Origin of the sequence: Mesorhizobium sp. Root695 (assembly GCF_001428185.1) — a bacterium.
GTDB lineage: Bacteria > Pseudomonadota > Alphaproteobacteria > Rhizobiales > Rhizobiaceae > Mesorhizobium.
Window position 1 is genome coordinate 381,322 of sequence record NZ_LMHO01000012.1, and the last position, 14,350, is coordinate 395,671.

Genomic DNA, 14,350 nt, shown 5'->3' on the forward strand with positions numbered 1-14,350 from the left:
GATCGAGTCTTGTTTTATGATGAAGCTGTCGGAATGTTTTATAATTAGTGAACTCAATTTATTATCAACATTTACTCACATCTCCTTCAAAACAGGAGCATTAGCAATTTCTTGGACATCTGCATAGAACTTGCGAAGCGATGCGGCAGGCGACAACAGTCGCCTGACTTAATGGCAACCGTGGGCGGTCTAGCGAGCGCTTCGGCCAAGTAGAAACTGATCTATCTATTTAAAATTGTCGGGCGTTCGATCGCCAACGCGATCTGACTGTTTATTGCGTTCCTGACATCAGCCTGACAGATCCCAAAGTCCAGATGCAACCATTTGTTAACCATCTGACAATGTTGTTCTCAACATCCCGGAGATGTGATCGCTGTTCAGGCCTCTGTCATTGCGAGGCGCTAAATCCGTTGACCTGTGTACTGAGCGGCTTCCATCCACAATGCGAGTCCGATCGCAGGAGAGCGCGCTTTAACCTCAAAATGGCGGCCCAGGTGACTCCCCGTAGCTACCCACACTGTTTTTGAACGTTGATAGATCGAGACGCCGAGAGCATTCGCCCGATAGAAAATCGCTTCGTAATCGCGATGCATATGCTCTGGCCTTCGGCTCCTCAAATTGCCGGCAACGGTGCTCGTTCATTTGCATTTGACATAGATGCCGACTTTGTATGAATCCGAGATCGCGTCCGAAGAGCCCCCCTGCGACCGCTTGCCGAGCCACTATTGGCTCGTTGATGGGGAGCTACCAACCAACCCCGCAACTGGACGTTCCATGGGAACCATGGGACTTCAGTCTTATTTGCGATGCGGCTAATATATCTATAAATTGATCGACGCGGGGGACACCCAATCCAACCCGCATGGCCGGTGTGGCGCAAAGCAAAGCTGTCCAACGCAGTAAGCCGCACCGGCCATTCGTTTTCGACAAGACCCAGCCCCTCTGCCGCTTGCTGACCTCCGTCGGCTAGAGCCAACCTTGTTGCGTGAGTGCTAATATAGGCGTAATCTGCGTGGCGCGGAGAGGAACCCCAAGCTCCCGCCGCAGCGGCCGGCACGGGCGGCAAGGTGTCCCCTCTCAGGCAGCCTTGCCGGTCGTCTTGTTACGGCTGGCGCCAAGGGCCATTTCCGACCAAGAGACCAAGACGCGACCGCTCCCGTCATCTGACACAAGGCAAAGGGCCTTTTTGTCTATGGTGGATACCTGATCGTGCTGTGGTCGACACACAACCGAAACGGAGTAGTCCGATCATTCATTCCGTGATGTTGGAGACGGCGCTAGGTTATCAAGATTAGGGAAGCCTAATATGGATATGCAGCTTTCTTATACAGAGACAGCATCGGCCCAGGTTTGGGAAATGGGTCGAAATGGCGCAGAACTGTGCGCTTGGGCGAGTGAACGGGGCATCACGATTTACCGCCGTTCAAAGACAGTATGGATCGCAGCAGGAAGGTATCGGGGCCGCAATTTTGAAGTTAAGGGACGTTCGCCAGCGATTGCGCTCGCATTGTGGGTGGAGGGTGCGCAGTACACAGGTCAAAGGTTTTACTTGGTGCACTGAGACGCCAATTGCCACAAGGTGCGCTACCTCGCAGAAGGTCTTTAGCAGCGAGGCGAATGCGGGGCATTGCGATTTTGCCGAGCTTCCGTTTCTGACCCGAAGCGATCATTCCGGATGCCAATTTGCGTGAAGCGGTCCGCGTGGTGCAGGGTGGTTAAAGAAGGATGGTTTCAGTCAAAGAAGCCCGCATCCTCTTCCCTGAGGTACTTCCTGGCTGCTTCGGCGTCGATATCGACGCCCAGACCCGGCGCTTCCAGCAGGTCCATCATGCTGTCCTTCACGATCTGCTTGGGCAGGCCGATGACGATGTCGTTCCACCACGGGTCCGAGGCGCTGGGATATTCGAACGCCACGTAATTGGCGGGCAAGGTGGCGCATACGTTGATCAGCGCGCCGAGGCCCAGGAGGCCGTTCGCGGTGCCGTGCGGGGCCATCAGGATCGAGTGCATATAGGCGTGCTCGGCCACCCATTTGAGCTCGGCGATGCCGCCAATATCGGCAGGATCGGGGCCGATGACGCGCACTGCCTGCGTCTCGATCAATTCCTTAAAATTGTGCCGCAGGTAGATCTGCTCTCCTGTGTGGATGGGGGTGGACGTCGATATCGTAAGTTCGCGGTAAGCCTGCGGATTGACCCATGGCACGTAGTCACCCGTCAGCATGTCCTCTAGCCACATGAGATTGTACTTTTCAACCGACTGCGCAAAACGGATAGCGTCGGGCAAGAACCAGCCGGGGCCGCAATCCAGCGCGAGCGAAACCTTGTCGCCGAGCACCTCCTTCATGGCGATGACGCATTCGATCATATGCGTCATGCCGCGCTCGCTAATCTGCCCCTGGTCCATCGCGCCGTGATAGGTCGGCGGCTGGCGGATACCGTAGTGGAAGTCAGGCACGCTCGTCTTCATGTTGGAGTGGAAGCTGATACCTTGCTTCACCATGAAGAAGTTTTCGGGCCGCTCCATCATCCATTTGACGTCGGCCGCGTAGTCCTCGGGTTTGTCCCCGGTGCGCTTTTTGCGGATCGAACCGTTATAGACCCGCACCTTGTCGCGCACCTTGCCGCCGAGCAACTTGTAGACCGGAACGCCGGCCGCCTTGCCCGCGATGTCCCACAGAGCGTGCTCGATGACGCTGACGGCGGCGCCGTACGGCTTGAACGAGCCCCGCTGCCGGATCTTCAGCATGCAGCGTTCGACGTCGGTCGGGTCTTCACCGATTAGGGCGTCGCGGAAATGCAGGACCCAGGGCTTGAGATAAGGCTTGGTGTACTCGACCTCGCCGAGGCCATAAAGGCCTTCGTCGGTCACGATGCGGACGATAGGATGTTTGCCGATGACGGCGCACCGGAGATCGGTGATCTTCATGCTTTCCCCTTCTTGCGTTCCCTCAAGAGGTGAGGCGGTCAGCTCCAGGTCCGGTCCCAGGAATATTCGTCATCCCAGTGATCGGTCGGTTGCCAGATGCCTTTGACCCCTTCCTGCAGGTGCTGACTGATGACTTCATCAACCACGTCGTCGATGCCCAGGCCCGGTCTGTCGGGCACTGTGATGAACCCGTCCTTGACCAGCGGCTTGGGCAAGCCCGTGACGATATCGTCCCACCAGTCCACTTCCACGCTGTGATATTCGAGCGCCATGAAGTTCTCCGTGGCCACGGCGACATGCGCGGCGGCCATCGCGGCGATCGGGCTCTCCGCCATGTGAATGGCCATGGCAACGCCATGTTCTTGCGCCGCGTCGCCGATCTTCTTGGTCTCGAGGATGCCGCCGGTGGTAAGCAGGTCCGGGTGGATGACCGAGATGCCTGAGTTGAGCAGCGGCTCGAAACCTTCCTTGAGGTAGATGTCCTCGCCGGTGCAGATCGGCACGGATGTTGCCTGCTGCAACTGCCGATACTGCTCGGTGTATTGCCAGGGGATCACGTCCTCGAGCCAGGCTGGGGCGTATTTCTCGATCCGCCGGGCGAGACGGATGCCATCCTGCAGCGAGATGTGGCCGACATGGTCGATAGCGAGCGGGATCTCGTAACCGATCACCTCTCGGACCTCGTGGATATATTGATCAAGCAGGTCGATGCCCTTTTCGGTGAAGTGGAGGCCGGTGAAAGGATGCGGCACGTTCTGTGCGTCATAAGCGGCATTGCGCGCCCGGCGCTCGTCCAGCGTGCGTGCCCGGCCGCGACCGGCATGCGTGAGGAATCCGTCGAGCACGCCAGCCGGCGCGACCACCGCGCCTGGTATGTGGGAGATCTGCGCCAGCCCGAGGTCCATCTTGAGGAACGTGAAACCGAGAGCCATCCGCGCCTTGAGCCGCTTGCCGGTCTCGGTGCCGCTGGGCTTCTCCGCGTCGGTATCGCAATAGACACGCACCTTGTCGCGGAACCGTCCCCCGAGCAACTGGTAGATCGGCACGCCATAGGCCTTGCCGGCAAGGTCCCAGAGGGCGATCTCGACTGCCGAGACACCACCACCCTGCCGCCCATGGCCGCCAAATTGCTTGATGCGGCGAAACAGCCGATCGATGTCGCAGGGGTTCTCGCCCAGCAACCGGCTCTTGAGCATCAGCGCATAGGTCGCGCTGGCGCCGTCACGCACTTCGCCCAGGCCGACAATGCCCTGGTTGGTGTAGATCTTGATGAGCGCCGAGGTGAACGGGGCGCCAACGATTTCGGCTACCCGCATGTCGGTGATGCGAAGCTCGGACGGCTTGGAGTTGGTGTTTACCCGATTGAGCGCCTCGTCGGCTCCACGCATTTTTGGCATGGCTTATCCTCGTTCTGGTCGGCGGGCTTGTTGCGCGCGGGCCTGCCCGCATAGGGCGTTGCTAGCCCAATTCAATCTCATGGGCCTGCAGGTAGTCGCGGTCCATCTCGATACCGAGACCGGGCTTCGACGTCAGCTTGAGGCTGCCGTTCGATACGTCGAGTGGCCTGTCGATGAGATGATCGTATTTGCCCAGGTTCCACTCCGACGTTTCGAGCTTGTAGAAATTGGGAACGGTCATCATCACCTGCGCTCCAGCAACCACGTTGATCGGCCCCGCGGCGTCATGCGGCGAGACCGGGATGTAGTAGGCTTCACATAGAGCGGAAATCTTCTTGAGTTCGGTAATGCCGCCGGTCCAAGTGACATCCGGCATGATGTAGTCAGCCAGCCTGTTCTCAAGGACCGGCACGAAATCCCACTTCGTGTGGCCACGCTCGCCCCACGAGATGGCGGCACTGACCTTCTCACGCACTTGCTTGAGGGCGTTGAGGCTCTCAGGCGGGCATGGCTCCTCAAACCAGTCGATCTGGCCGGCTTCCTCGAGGCTCCGACAGAGGCGGATGGCGGTGGGAACGTCGAAGCGGCCATGCGCATCGATGAGAATGTCGACATCAGGCCCCGCCGTTTCGCGGATCAGGGCCGTGAGTTCGGCGGCTTCGCGCTCGTCCTTGCGGGTCATGCTGCCATCGAGGTAGCCGTCCCGCTGTTCGCGGGAAAGGCCATCGGCGCCACGGCCCTGGTGGGGGAAAGGGTCGAACTTGAGCGCGGTGTGTCCGGACTCGACAATGTCGCGAATTTCGCGGACCACAGCCTCCTTGCTGGTGAATTTGGCTTGGTTGGGATGGGTGTAAAGCGAGATTTCATCGCGCACGGATCCGCCCAGCAGCTCATAAATCGGCTTGCCGAGGACCTTGCCCCGGATGTCCCAGAGCGCGATATCGATAGCACTTACGCATTCAACAGCGGCGCCGCGGCTGCCCATGTAGGTGAAGCTGCGGAAAATCTTGTGCCAGAGATGCTCGATACGCGCCGGATCCTCGCCTGTCACGGCGACACCGATCTGTCGCAGGATCGTGCAGAGGGCTCGGTTGGCGAGCCTTGTGGTGGTGGTGATCTCTCCCCAGCCACTCACCCCTGCGTCGGTCGTCACCTCGACGAACAGGAACTCTCCCCAATAGGAAGCATCGGACTTGATCAGCCACGGCCGAACGCTCGTGATTTTCATCTCAATTGCCTTTGTCTGGAATGGTCAGGCCACGAGGTTCTGGACCGGACATTCTATCCGGCCCGAGCGGCGTTGCGCGCACGCATCTGTTCAAGAACGTGCCGGCCGGAACCCTCGACATGGCGGGAAATGAGTTCGCCTGCCTCGTCGGCATTTCCCGCCTTTATATGCGCGATGAGTTCGCGGTGCTCACGCATGATGGCGGCCCGCCGCGCGAGCGTGAAATTGAAACGCCGGCTCACGGCTCGCAGCACTTCGCGATGCTTCCACCAAAGCTCGGCGGCATGACGGTTATAATGGCGCTGGTACATCACGGTGTGGAAGGCGGTGTCCAGTTCACTATGCCTGAATGTGTCGGCGAAGTTGTTCTCTTCGATCAGGCCCTGGATACGTTCGAGTTCGGCGATGTCCTCGCTGGTAGCCATATTCACAAACCATCGCGTTAGGGCTGGCTCGATCAGAACACCGATCTCATAGATATCCCGGACAAAATCCTGATCTATGGGTCGGACGCGCGCCCCACGGTTGGCGACAAAGGTGACAAAGCCCTCGCCGCGCAACAACTGCAGCGCCTCGCGCACGGGATTGGTCGAGGTGCCGTGACGCCGGGCGAGATCGGTGACCACAAGGCGCTCGTTGGCAGCGAGCCGTCCCTCAATGATGTCTTCCCTGATCAGTTCATAAAGCGAGGCGCCCTCGCTGGAGGCACCGATAGGGTCAATCCCCAAGGGTGGCTCTGCTTTGAAATCGCTTGTTTCGGCCAACGCCGGCTCCCCAAGATTATACACATTTTCTCCGATATCATACACGGCATTCGCAGACAATGTACGATCTGGTGCGTTGACAGGCAATTCACGATCTGAAAACGTACTAAGTGGTCGAACGGGTACATAGACCGAGAAGCATCCCCGCGGTCGACCAAACAAGGACCGCTTTGCCTCGGCGCGGAGCGGCATGGGAGAACCAGGAGGATACCTATGACGAGGATTACGCTCGGCAGTGCGGTCCTGCGCGGCACTGTCGTTGGAGTTTTGACGGCCTCGCTGATGTCTACATCAGCGCTGGGTGCGCCGCCGGTCGACCTGAGCAAGTGGTCGCCGGAATATGTGCGCTCCATCGCGGGCACACAGGATTTCGACACGGCGGCCGATTGTGCCAAAGTCACCCCGCTCGACTACAAGGGGCGACTCACTTTCTGGTATCAGGGGGTGTTCGAGGGCGATCCCGACCTCCTGCGCCAATACTACAAGGATTTCTTCGAGACCTTCCGCAAGACCTATCCGAACATCCAGCTCGAGGATCAAGCCCTCACCTACAACGACCTTCTCGACAAGTTCCGCACGGCACTCTTGGGCAATGCCGCGCCGATGGCTGTCCGGCTGCAAATCCTGGGCGGCACCGAGTTCGCCTCGAAGGGCTATCTGCAGCCGCTCAAGCCCGAGGATGTGGGCTATTCAACCGAGGATTTCTGGCCCGGCGCCATGAAGGCCGTGACCTGGGAGGGTGTGACCTACGGCATTCCGACCAACAACGAGACGATGGCGTTCATCTGGAATGCCGACATCTTCAAGCGTGCGGGGCTCGATCCGGACAAGGCGCCGGCAACCTGGGACGACGTCGTCAAGTATTCCAAGCAGATCCACGACAAGCTCGGCATTGCCGGCTACGGCCTCGTGGCTCGCAAGAATGCCGGCAACACGCCGTACCGCTTCATGCCGCAGCTATGGGCCTATGGCGGCGGCGTCTTCGACGAAGCCACCGCGAACCCGACCTACGGCGAGGTCGAACTCGACAGCCCGCAGAGCAAGGCGGCGCTGCAGGCCTCGTACGACATGTATGTTCGCGACAAGTCGGTTCCGGTTTCGGCGCTCACCAACCAGCAGGCCGATAACCAGCCTCTGTTCGTCGCCGGCCAGCTCGGCATGATGATCTCGCACCCGTCCGACTACAACGTCATGCTCGACCTGCAAAAGAAAGCGACGGGCACCGACAAGGACAAGGCGCAGACCGTTATCGACAACATGCGCTACGGCCTGATTCCGACCGGCCCCGACGGCAAGCGCGCGGTCGTGTTCGGCGGTTCGAACATCCACATCCTGAAGCCCGAATATGTCGAGGGCGGCAAGGTGGACGAGCCGGCTGCAAAGGCTATCATCTGCATGTGGTCCAGCCCGGAATGGTCGTTGAAGATGGCTTACGCCGGCTCGAACCCGGGCAACCTTAATGGCTTCAAGACCAAATGGATGAAGGAACGTCTGGACAACATCAAGTTCCTCGATGTCACGACATCGATGCTGCCATACGGCATCCCGTTCCCCGCGCTGCCGCAGTCCCCCGAGATCATGAACATCATTGTCCCGGACATGCTGCAGAATGCTCTGACCGGCGCGATGACGGTCGATCAGGCAGCGGACGACGCGGCCAAGAAGGTGAAAGACCTGATGGGCGGACTCTAGTCCGAGCCTGACCTGCGACCTGACCGGCTGCGCCGATCGTGCAGCCGGTTCGTTCCGAAGAACAAGGGCACGCCACAGTGACGATCGTGACCGGCAAGGCCGAGGTTCGCCGAAGATTGCAACCCGGCAGATCCGGGGTTCTGCGGAAGATATGGGAGCATCGCGCGGACTATGCGTACGTGCTCCCTGCGATCGCAGTGATGCTCATCGTCATCGCCTATCCGATCTACTACACGATCGAGCTGTCGTTCTTCAAGACTCCGCCTGGCCTGCAGCTCCGCGACAAGAGCTTCATCGGCTTCGACAATTACACGGCCATCCTCACCAGCGAGGTGTTCTGGAAAGTCACCTGGAACACGCTGGTCTGGACACTGGGTTCGACATTCATTTCCTTCGTCCTGGGGTTTGGCGCCGCGCTGGCGCTCCACCGCGACTTTATCGGCCGGGGTATCCTGCGCGCTATCCTGATCATCCCTTGGGTCATCAGCGCAGTTGCCGCTTCCTATATCTGGAAGTGGATCTATCATTCGGATTTCGGGATCATTGGCGCGGTATTGGTCGGCCTCGGATTTGCGGACCGACCCCCGAACTTCATCGACAATGTCAGCACGGTGCTGCCCTCGCTGATCGTCGTCAATATCTGGCGCGAGTTTCCGTTCGCCATGATCATGATGATGGCCGGCCTGCAGACCGTCCCCGACCAGTTGCTGCGCGCCGCCGAAGTCGACGGGGCCAATGCATGGCAGCGCTTCTGGCACGTCACCTTCCCGCACTTGCGCAACGTCTCGACGGTGACCATCCTGCTGCTCGCAGTCGCCAACTTCAATTCGTTCATCATCCCCTGGATCATGACCGGCGGCGGGCCATCGAACGCTTCGCATATCTGGATCACGCACATTTATGAGCTCGCCTTCGGCCGGCAGCGCTGGGGCGTCGCATCGGCCTATTCGGTGCTCCTGTTCCTCATGCTGATGGTGCTGGGGTACTTCTACGTCCGTGCGCTAGCCGGCAACGACCGGAAAGAGGGGAGCGCATGAGCATGACTGTCGAGACAGCCCCTCGAGGCCAGACCCGTCACAGCATGCGCGTCGACGGATGGCGGTGGGCGGGGCGCATCTTCCTCGTGTTCATGCTGCTTTACACCGCATTGCCGATGATCTGGATGCTGATCACCTCGATCAAGTCCGGGTTCGCGGCGATGCAATTCCCGCCGCAATGGTGGCCTGACCAGCCTACCCTTGCCAGCTACGAGCAGTTGCTCGATCCGCAAAACAGCGTCGGCCAGGACTTCCTCCGCTTCTTCTGGAACAGCCTTTTCGTGTCGACGGTCACGACAATCCTTTCGGTGATCGTAGCTGTTCCCGCCGCCTACGCGTTTTCGCGCTTCAGTTTCCCGGGCCGGAACTTCCTGTTCTTCGCCGTGCTGCTGCGTAACATGTTCCCGGCGGTGATCTTTCTCGTGCCGCTCTTCATCCTGATGCGCGCGATCGGGCTGGTGAACACGCATGGCTCGCTCATTCTCACCTATCTCACCTTCGGCCTGCCGCTGGCGATCTGGCTGCTCAAGGGCTTCTATGACAACATCCCGGTTCAGCTCGAGCAGGCGGCGCGCATCGATGGGGCAACGCGGTTCCAGGCCTTCATCCTGATCGTGATGCCGCTTTCGACGCCGGGGATCATCGCCACCGCGATCTATTCCTTCATCGGCGCATGGAACGAGTACATCTACGCCTACACCTTCCTTTCCAAAAACGACCAGTTGACCCTGCCGGTCGGCATCCAGCGTTTCTTCTCGGAAAATACGACGGACTTTCCGGGCCTGATGGCGGCCAGCTTTATGATGAGCGTACCCGTCGTGGTGCTGTTCCTTGTCCTGCAACGATACTTCGTACGCGCCCTTACAGAAGGCGCGGTCAAGCACTAGGGAGTTGCCGATGGCCCACGTGGTCCTCAAAGATCTCGTCAAGACCTATGGCAGTTTCAAAGCTGTCAACGACGTCTCGCTGACGGTCAATGACGGCGAATTCGTTGCGCTCGTCGGCCCTTCAGGCTGCGGAAAGACAACCACGCTCAATCTCGTCGCGGGGCTGATCCCGATCACATCGGGCGACATCGTCATCGGGGACCGGGTGGTCAACGACCTCGACCCCAAGGACCGTGACATCGCGATGGTGTTCCAGAACTACGCTCTCTATCCGCAGAAATCGGTTTACAAGAATCTGGCGTTCCCGCTGCAGATGCGCAAACTGCCCAGGGACGAGATCGACAAGAAGGTCAGGGAAGCGGCGCGAGTGCTCGACATGACGCAGCTGCTCGAGCGCAAGCCACGCGAACTTTCGGGCGGGCAACAGCAGCGCGTGGCCCTGGGCCGCGCTCTCGTTCGAGATCCGGCGGTATTCTTGATGGACGAACCGCTCTCCAATCTCGACGCAAAGCTGCGGGTGCAGATGCGGTCCGAAATCAAACGGTTCCATCAGGACCTCAAGGCGACCATCATCTATGTGACGCACGACCAGCTCGAGGCCGTGACCATGGCGGACAGGATGGCCGTGATGAACGGCGGCTATCTGCAGCAATACGATTCGCCGGCGCAAGTTTTCGCCCATCCCGTCAACATGTTCGTCGCGAGCTTCATAGGCAGCCCGGCGATGAGCCTTATTCCGCTGGAGGCATCGACGGCAAACGGCTGCACCGTTCTGACGAGCGCGGAAGGCTGGAGCCTCGAGCTGTCGCAACTCAACGCGCGCAAGGTCCAGAAAGCGACCACCCGGAAGGTCGTGCTCGGTGCGCGCCACTCGACGATCAAGCTGCACAAGAGCGCGGTCACCGGTGCCATTCCGGCCAAGGCCTATACGGTGGAACCAACCGGAGATGTCACCTTCGTGCAGGCGTTCCTCTCCGGCGCCATCGTCAACATCAGCGTGTCCCCCAACATCGCCGTCAAACCTGATGAGCAGATCTGGCTCGAGTTCGACCAGGAGCGGATGCACCTGTTCGACGGCGAAACTGAAATGGCTCTGGAGGCCTCCTGAAACAGGGTGGATGCGTTTGGAACGTGGACGCTAATGACTACGAAGCTCAAGATTACCGATATCAAGCCCTATCCAGTATGGGTAGGAACGCGCAACCAGATGCTGGTCAAGGTCGAGACCGACCACGGCATCTTCGGCTGGGGCGAGAGCGGCTTGAGCGGCCGCGAGAGGGCCGTGGTCGGCGCGATCGAGCATTATCGCGAGTTTCTCATCGGCCGCGACCCCATGCAGATCGGGCGGATCTGGCAGGAGGTCTATCGCAGCCAGTACTTCGAAGGCGGGCGGGTTCTGCAGGCGGCGATTTCCGCTATCGACATCGCCCTTCACGACATCAAGGGCAAGGCGCTGGGAGTGCCGGTCTACGAACTGCTGGGTGGAAAGCAGCGCGACCGCATCCCCACGTTCGCCTCGACCGGAGACGAGGCCGAGGGCGATGCCGCCATCGAACGCGCCCGCGAACTGTGCGCACAGGGTTGGCAGGCGATCCGCTTCTTCCCCGTCGGGCAAAGCAGCAGGGACGTCTTCGAGCCGCGCGAGTCGATCGGCGCTACCGCGAGAATGCTAAACAGGGCGCGCGAGGCGCTCGGCGACGACGTCGTCCTCGGCATCGATTATCATCACCGACTATCGGTGGCAGAGGCGGCGAGCTTCTGCAACAAACTCCGCCGCGGCGTGCTCGATTTCCTCGAGGAGCCGATACGCGACGAGACACCGGAGGCCTACGAGTCCCTGCGTACGATGACTGAGATCCCCTTTGCCATCGGCGAGGAATTTGCCAGCAAGTGGCAGTTCCTGCCCTACATCGAGCGTGGCATTCATCAGTTCAACCGGCTCGATGTTTGCAATGTCGGCGGGCTCACCGAGGCGATGAAAGTCGCTGGCTGGAGCGAGGCGCATTACGTGGACCTGATGCCGCACAATCCGCTTGGTCCAGTGTGCACGGCCGCGACCGTGCATCTCGCCTGCGCGGTACCCAACTTCGCGTGGCTCGAGACCAGGGAGCCCGAAAGAAAGCTGGGCTTTGACAATTCCGACTTCTTCCCCGTGCAACCACGGCTCGACGGCCCCGATTATCCGGTGCGCGATCTGCCAGGGCTCGGCGTCGAGGTCAACGAAGCTGCGATCCAGGCGGAGAGCTTGCGTTTCTGGGAAGCGCCTCACCTGAGACGCCGCGACGGTTCCGTCACGAACTGGTAGTTCCCTTTCAACCGGAGTCCGATAATGACGCATACACCCGACATCACGCGGCCGCCGAAAGATTTGATCGACGCGCTAAGAGAGATCGGCGCCGCGACGGTTGCCGGCACGCTTGGCCACATGGGCTTCCGCAATCCCCACATGGTCGGTCCGGTGGCGCAGAACCATGGGAAGTCGATCGTCGGGCCGGCGCTGACGCTGCAGTTCTTGCCGCAGCGGCCGGACCTGTTCAGCGAGGGAGAATATGCCGATCCCGAGACGCAACTGCATCGGCACGTGCTGTATCACGCGCAGGAAGGCGATGTGGTCGTGGTGGACGCGCGCGGCGATATGAGTTCGGGCGTCTTCGGCGATATGATGTCGACGTATTTCAAGGGCAGAGGCGGCGCGGGCATCGTCATCGACGGGTGCATGCGCGACCGGCCCAATGTTGAAAAGCTCGACCTGCCCCTATGGCTGCGCGGCTGGACGCCCAACTACCATGTGCAAACCAGCATCTATCCGAACGCGGTCAACGTTCCAATTGCCTGCGGCGGTGTAACGGTGGTCCCCGGTGACATTATCGTCGCCGACGACGACGGGGTGGTGGTGCTTCCCGTCGCAATGGCCACGAAGGTCATCGAAGAATCGAAGAAGCATCACGATTGGGAGGAGTTCTCGCGAATGAAGCTCATGGAGGGCGCGCCGTTGCAGCGCTACTATCCGCTGCATGACGATGCCCGCGGGGAGTACGAGGCCTGGCGGCAAGCCAACCCCAAATCCTGATAGACGGGACATTGGTCGCGTCGTCTTATGCAACTGCTTGCTGAGCAGTGCCGAGGCCTTCTCGGCATGTCGAATGCCGCTTGCGGGAGCGCGCTGTGCTCGGACTGGACGTCGCGACCGCGAGTCCAGTGTTTCCACGACTGTGGAAGCTTTCCACGATTTGCTCGGTTTCAGCGACTATCGGTATCAATCGGTCGATTTCTTTCTGACGGCCGCCGACCGAGCCGTACCGGCAGTTCCCAAAAAAAGACCGTCACGAGGCTGTCTACAACCAGGGTCCGTCGCGAGATTTACATCGGCTTCGTAGTTGATACAGCGGTACGCTCGAGACAGCGTCATCGGTTACCTGCTGCTCATCAGTCGCGCGATACAGACAGCCCCGCGAGAAGCGGAGCGTACGCGGCGAGCCTGCGGGATATGAACTCGGTGAAGAGCCGCACGCGCTTCGTCTTGCGTGTCTCACCCTGCGTGAGAAGCCAGAGCGTTCCGTACATGTGCAGGTCGGTGCCCGGCACCCTCACCAGTAGGGGATCGGCATCTCCGACGAAGCACGACAGTGTCGTGATCCCGAGCCCTTGCCGTACGGCAACGATCTGCGCCTCGCCGTCCGTGGTCCTGAACGGAACCCCCGTGGTGCGAATCTCGCTGGCCCAATCCGGAATTCCATGAATGCTTATGACGATCCACCGGATGGGATCAGGCGCGCCCGCACGCCATGCGGCTAGTCGATCCCGGGACATGTAGACGCCGCCGAACAGGTCCGGTCCCTTCAGGCCGTGAAGATTGAGCGGCAGGGTTTTGCGGTCGTAGACGACGCGGATCGCCACGTCGGCCTCTCGATTGGTCAGATTTGCCAGCTCGCCGGACGACAAGATTTCCATCTCGATGTCCGGATGCAGAAGCGCGAAATCGGCGAAGTCCGGCATGAGCAGGTGTGTCGCAAGGGTCGGTGCCAGTGTCACCCGCAGAAGCCCGCGCACGCTCTGGTCGCGCCCGAAGACGCGCGTCTCCAGCTGGTGCGACGACGCTTCCATCTGGTTCGCGAGCTCAAGGACCTCCTCGCCCGCAGCCGTCAGGCGGTAGCCCGAAGGCAGCTTTTCGAACATGTGCGCGCCAAGACGTTCCTCGAGCTGGGCGATGCGTCGCAGCACGGTTGAATGATTCACCCCGAGGTGCGCGGCAGCAGCCCGCACCGAGCCTCCGCGTGCGACGGCAAGAAAGTAGCGAATGTCATCCCAGTCGATCATGGTGCAATCCCGCACCGCGAGGTGCGCCTTCCAAAGCCCGTGTCCATCACATCGAACAACATCTCGTATGTGGGTGGCGCCGGGCGGTCATCATAGCCCA

The 14,350-nt window shown here is 60.1% G+C and carries 11 protein-coding genes; 6 read left to right on the forward strand and 5 right to left on the reverse strand.

From position 1 onward, the window contains the following. Positions 1-1,731: 1,731 nt before the first annotated feature. From ASD99_RS14755 to ASD99_RS14770, 4 genes are all read right to left on the reverse strand, one after another. Positions 1,732-2,928: a mandelate racemase/muconate lactonizing enzyme family protein gene (locus ASD99_RS14755; RefSeq protein ID WP_057144074.1), complete on the reverse strand. Its 1,197-nt coding sequence runs from the start codon at positions 2,926-2,928 to the stop codon at positions 1,732-1,734. Between the two features lie 38 nt (positions 2,929-2,966). Continuing rightward, complete coding sequence (locus ASD99_RS14760) at positions 2,967-4,325, reverse strand: mandelate racemase/muconate lactonizing enzyme family protein (RefSeq protein ID WP_057144075.1); 1,359 nt, start codon at positions 4,323-4,325, stop codon at positions 2,967-2,969. 61 nt (positions 4,326-4,386) lie between these two features. Then, the gene (locus ASD99_RS14765) at positions 4,387-5,553 is read right to left on the reverse strand and encodes a mandelate racemase/muconate lactonizing enzyme family protein (protein ID WP_057144076.1); all 1,167 of its coding nucleotides are present in this window, start codon (positions 5,551-5,553) and stop codon (positions 4,387-4,389) included. 53 nt (positions 5,554-5,606) lie between these two features. Beyond that, positions 5,607-6,317, reverse strand: coding sequence for a GntR family transcriptional regulator (locus ASD99_RS14770; protein ID WP_056581857.1), 711 nt, complete (start codon positions 6,315-6,317; stop codon positions 5,607-5,609). A 213-nt stretch (positions 6,318-6,530) separates the two neighbouring features. Between ASD99_RS14770 and ASD99_RS14775 the strand changes: the two genes are divergently transcribed. The 6 genes from ASD99_RS14775 (at position 6,531) to ASD99_RS14800 (ending at position 13,003) form a co-directional block, all read left to right on the forward strand. Further along, the gene (locus ASD99_RS14775; protein WP_056581858.1) at positions 6,531-8,009 is read left to right on the forward strand and encodes an ABC transporter substrate-binding protein; all 1,479 of its coding nucleotides are present in this window, start codon (positions 6,531-6,533) and stop codon (positions 8,007-8,009) included. A gap of 77 nt (positions 8,010-8,086) precedes the next feature. Continuing rightward, a complete protein-coding gene (locus ASD99_RS14780) occupies positions 8,087-9,046 on the forward strand; it encodes a carbohydrate ABC transporter permease (protein WP_082583276.1) in 960 nt (319 codons plus the stop codon). Next, a complete protein-coding gene (locus ASD99_RS14785; RefSeq protein ID WP_057144077.1) occupies positions 9,043-9,933 on the forward strand; it encodes a carbohydrate ABC transporter permease in 891 nt (296 codons plus the stop codon). Before ASD99_RS14780 ends, ASD99_RS14785 begins: the two co-directional genes overlap by 4 nt. A gap of 10 nt (positions 9,934-9,943) precedes the next feature. After that, complete coding sequence (locus tag ASD99_RS14790; protein WP_056581861.1) at positions 9,944-11,041, forward strand: ABC transporter ATP-binding protein; 1,098 nt, start codon at positions 9,944-9,946, stop codon at positions 11,039-11,041. 33 nt (positions 11,042-11,074) lie between these two features. Then, positions 11,075-12,238: a mandelate racemase/muconate lactonizing enzyme family protein gene (locus ASD99_RS14795; protein ID WP_056581862.1), complete on the forward strand. Its 1,164-nt coding sequence runs from the start codon at positions 11,075-11,077 to the stop codon at positions 12,236-12,238. 24 nt (positions 12,239-12,262) lie between these two features. Further along, positions 12,263-13,003 carry a ribonuclease activity regulator RraA gene (locus tag ASD99_RS14800; protein WP_056581863.1) on the forward strand — a complete coding sequence of 247 codons (741 nt, stop codon included), beginning with the start codon at positions 12,263-12,265 and terminating at the stop codon, positions 13,001-13,003. A gap of 356 nt (positions 13,004-13,359) precedes the next feature. Here the strand turns inward: ASD99_RS14800 and ASD99_RS14805 are convergent, their stop codons facing one another. After that, positions 13,360-14,250 (reverse strand): LysR family transcriptional regulator, encoded by an 891-nt coding sequence (locus ASD99_RS14805; protein WP_057144078.1) that lies wholly within the window; start codon positions 14,248-14,250, stop codon positions 13,360-13,362. Positions 14,251-14,350 lie beyond the last annotated feature (100 nt).

Excerpts from the sequence above, each read along its gene's own strand:
- ASD99_RS14755 (WP_057144074.1), bottom strand. The coding sequence starts at position 2,928 with ATGAAGATCACCGATCTCCGGTGCGCCGTCATCGGCAAACATCCTATC.
- ASD99_RS14775 (WP_056581858.1), top strand. The coding sequence starts at position 6,531 with ATGACGAGGATTACGCTCGGCAGTGCGGTCCTGCGCGGCACTGTCGTT.
- ASD99_RS14785 (WP_057144077.1), top strand. The coding sequence starts at position 9,043 with ATGAGCATGACTGTCGAGACAGCCCCTCGAGGCCAGACCCGTCACAGC.
- ASD99_RS14805 (WP_057144078.1), bottom strand. The coding sequence starts at position 14,250 with ATGATCGACTGGGATGACATTCGCTACTTTCTTGCCGTCGCACGCGGA.
- ASD99_RS14800 (WP_056581863.1), top strand. The coding sequence starts at position 12,263 with ATGACGCATACACCCGACATCACGCGGCCGCCGAAAGATTTGATCGAC.
- ASD99_RS14760 (WP_057144075.1), bottom strand. The coding sequence starts at position 4,325 with ATGCCAAAAATGCGTGGAGCCGACGAGGCGCTCAATCGGGTAAACACC.
- ASD99_RS14765 (WP_057144076.1), bottom strand. The coding sequence starts at position 5,553 with ATGAAAATCACGAGCGTTCGGCCGTGGCTGATCAAGTCCGATGCTTCC.
- ASD99_RS14790 (WP_056581861.1), top strand. The coding sequence starts at position 9,944 with ATGGCCCACGTGGTCCTCAAAGATCTCGTCAAGACCTATGGCAGTTTC.
- ASD99_RS14795 (WP_056581862.1), top strand. The coding sequence starts at position 11,075 with ATGACTACGAAGCTCAAGATTACCGATATCAAGCCCTATCCAGTATGG.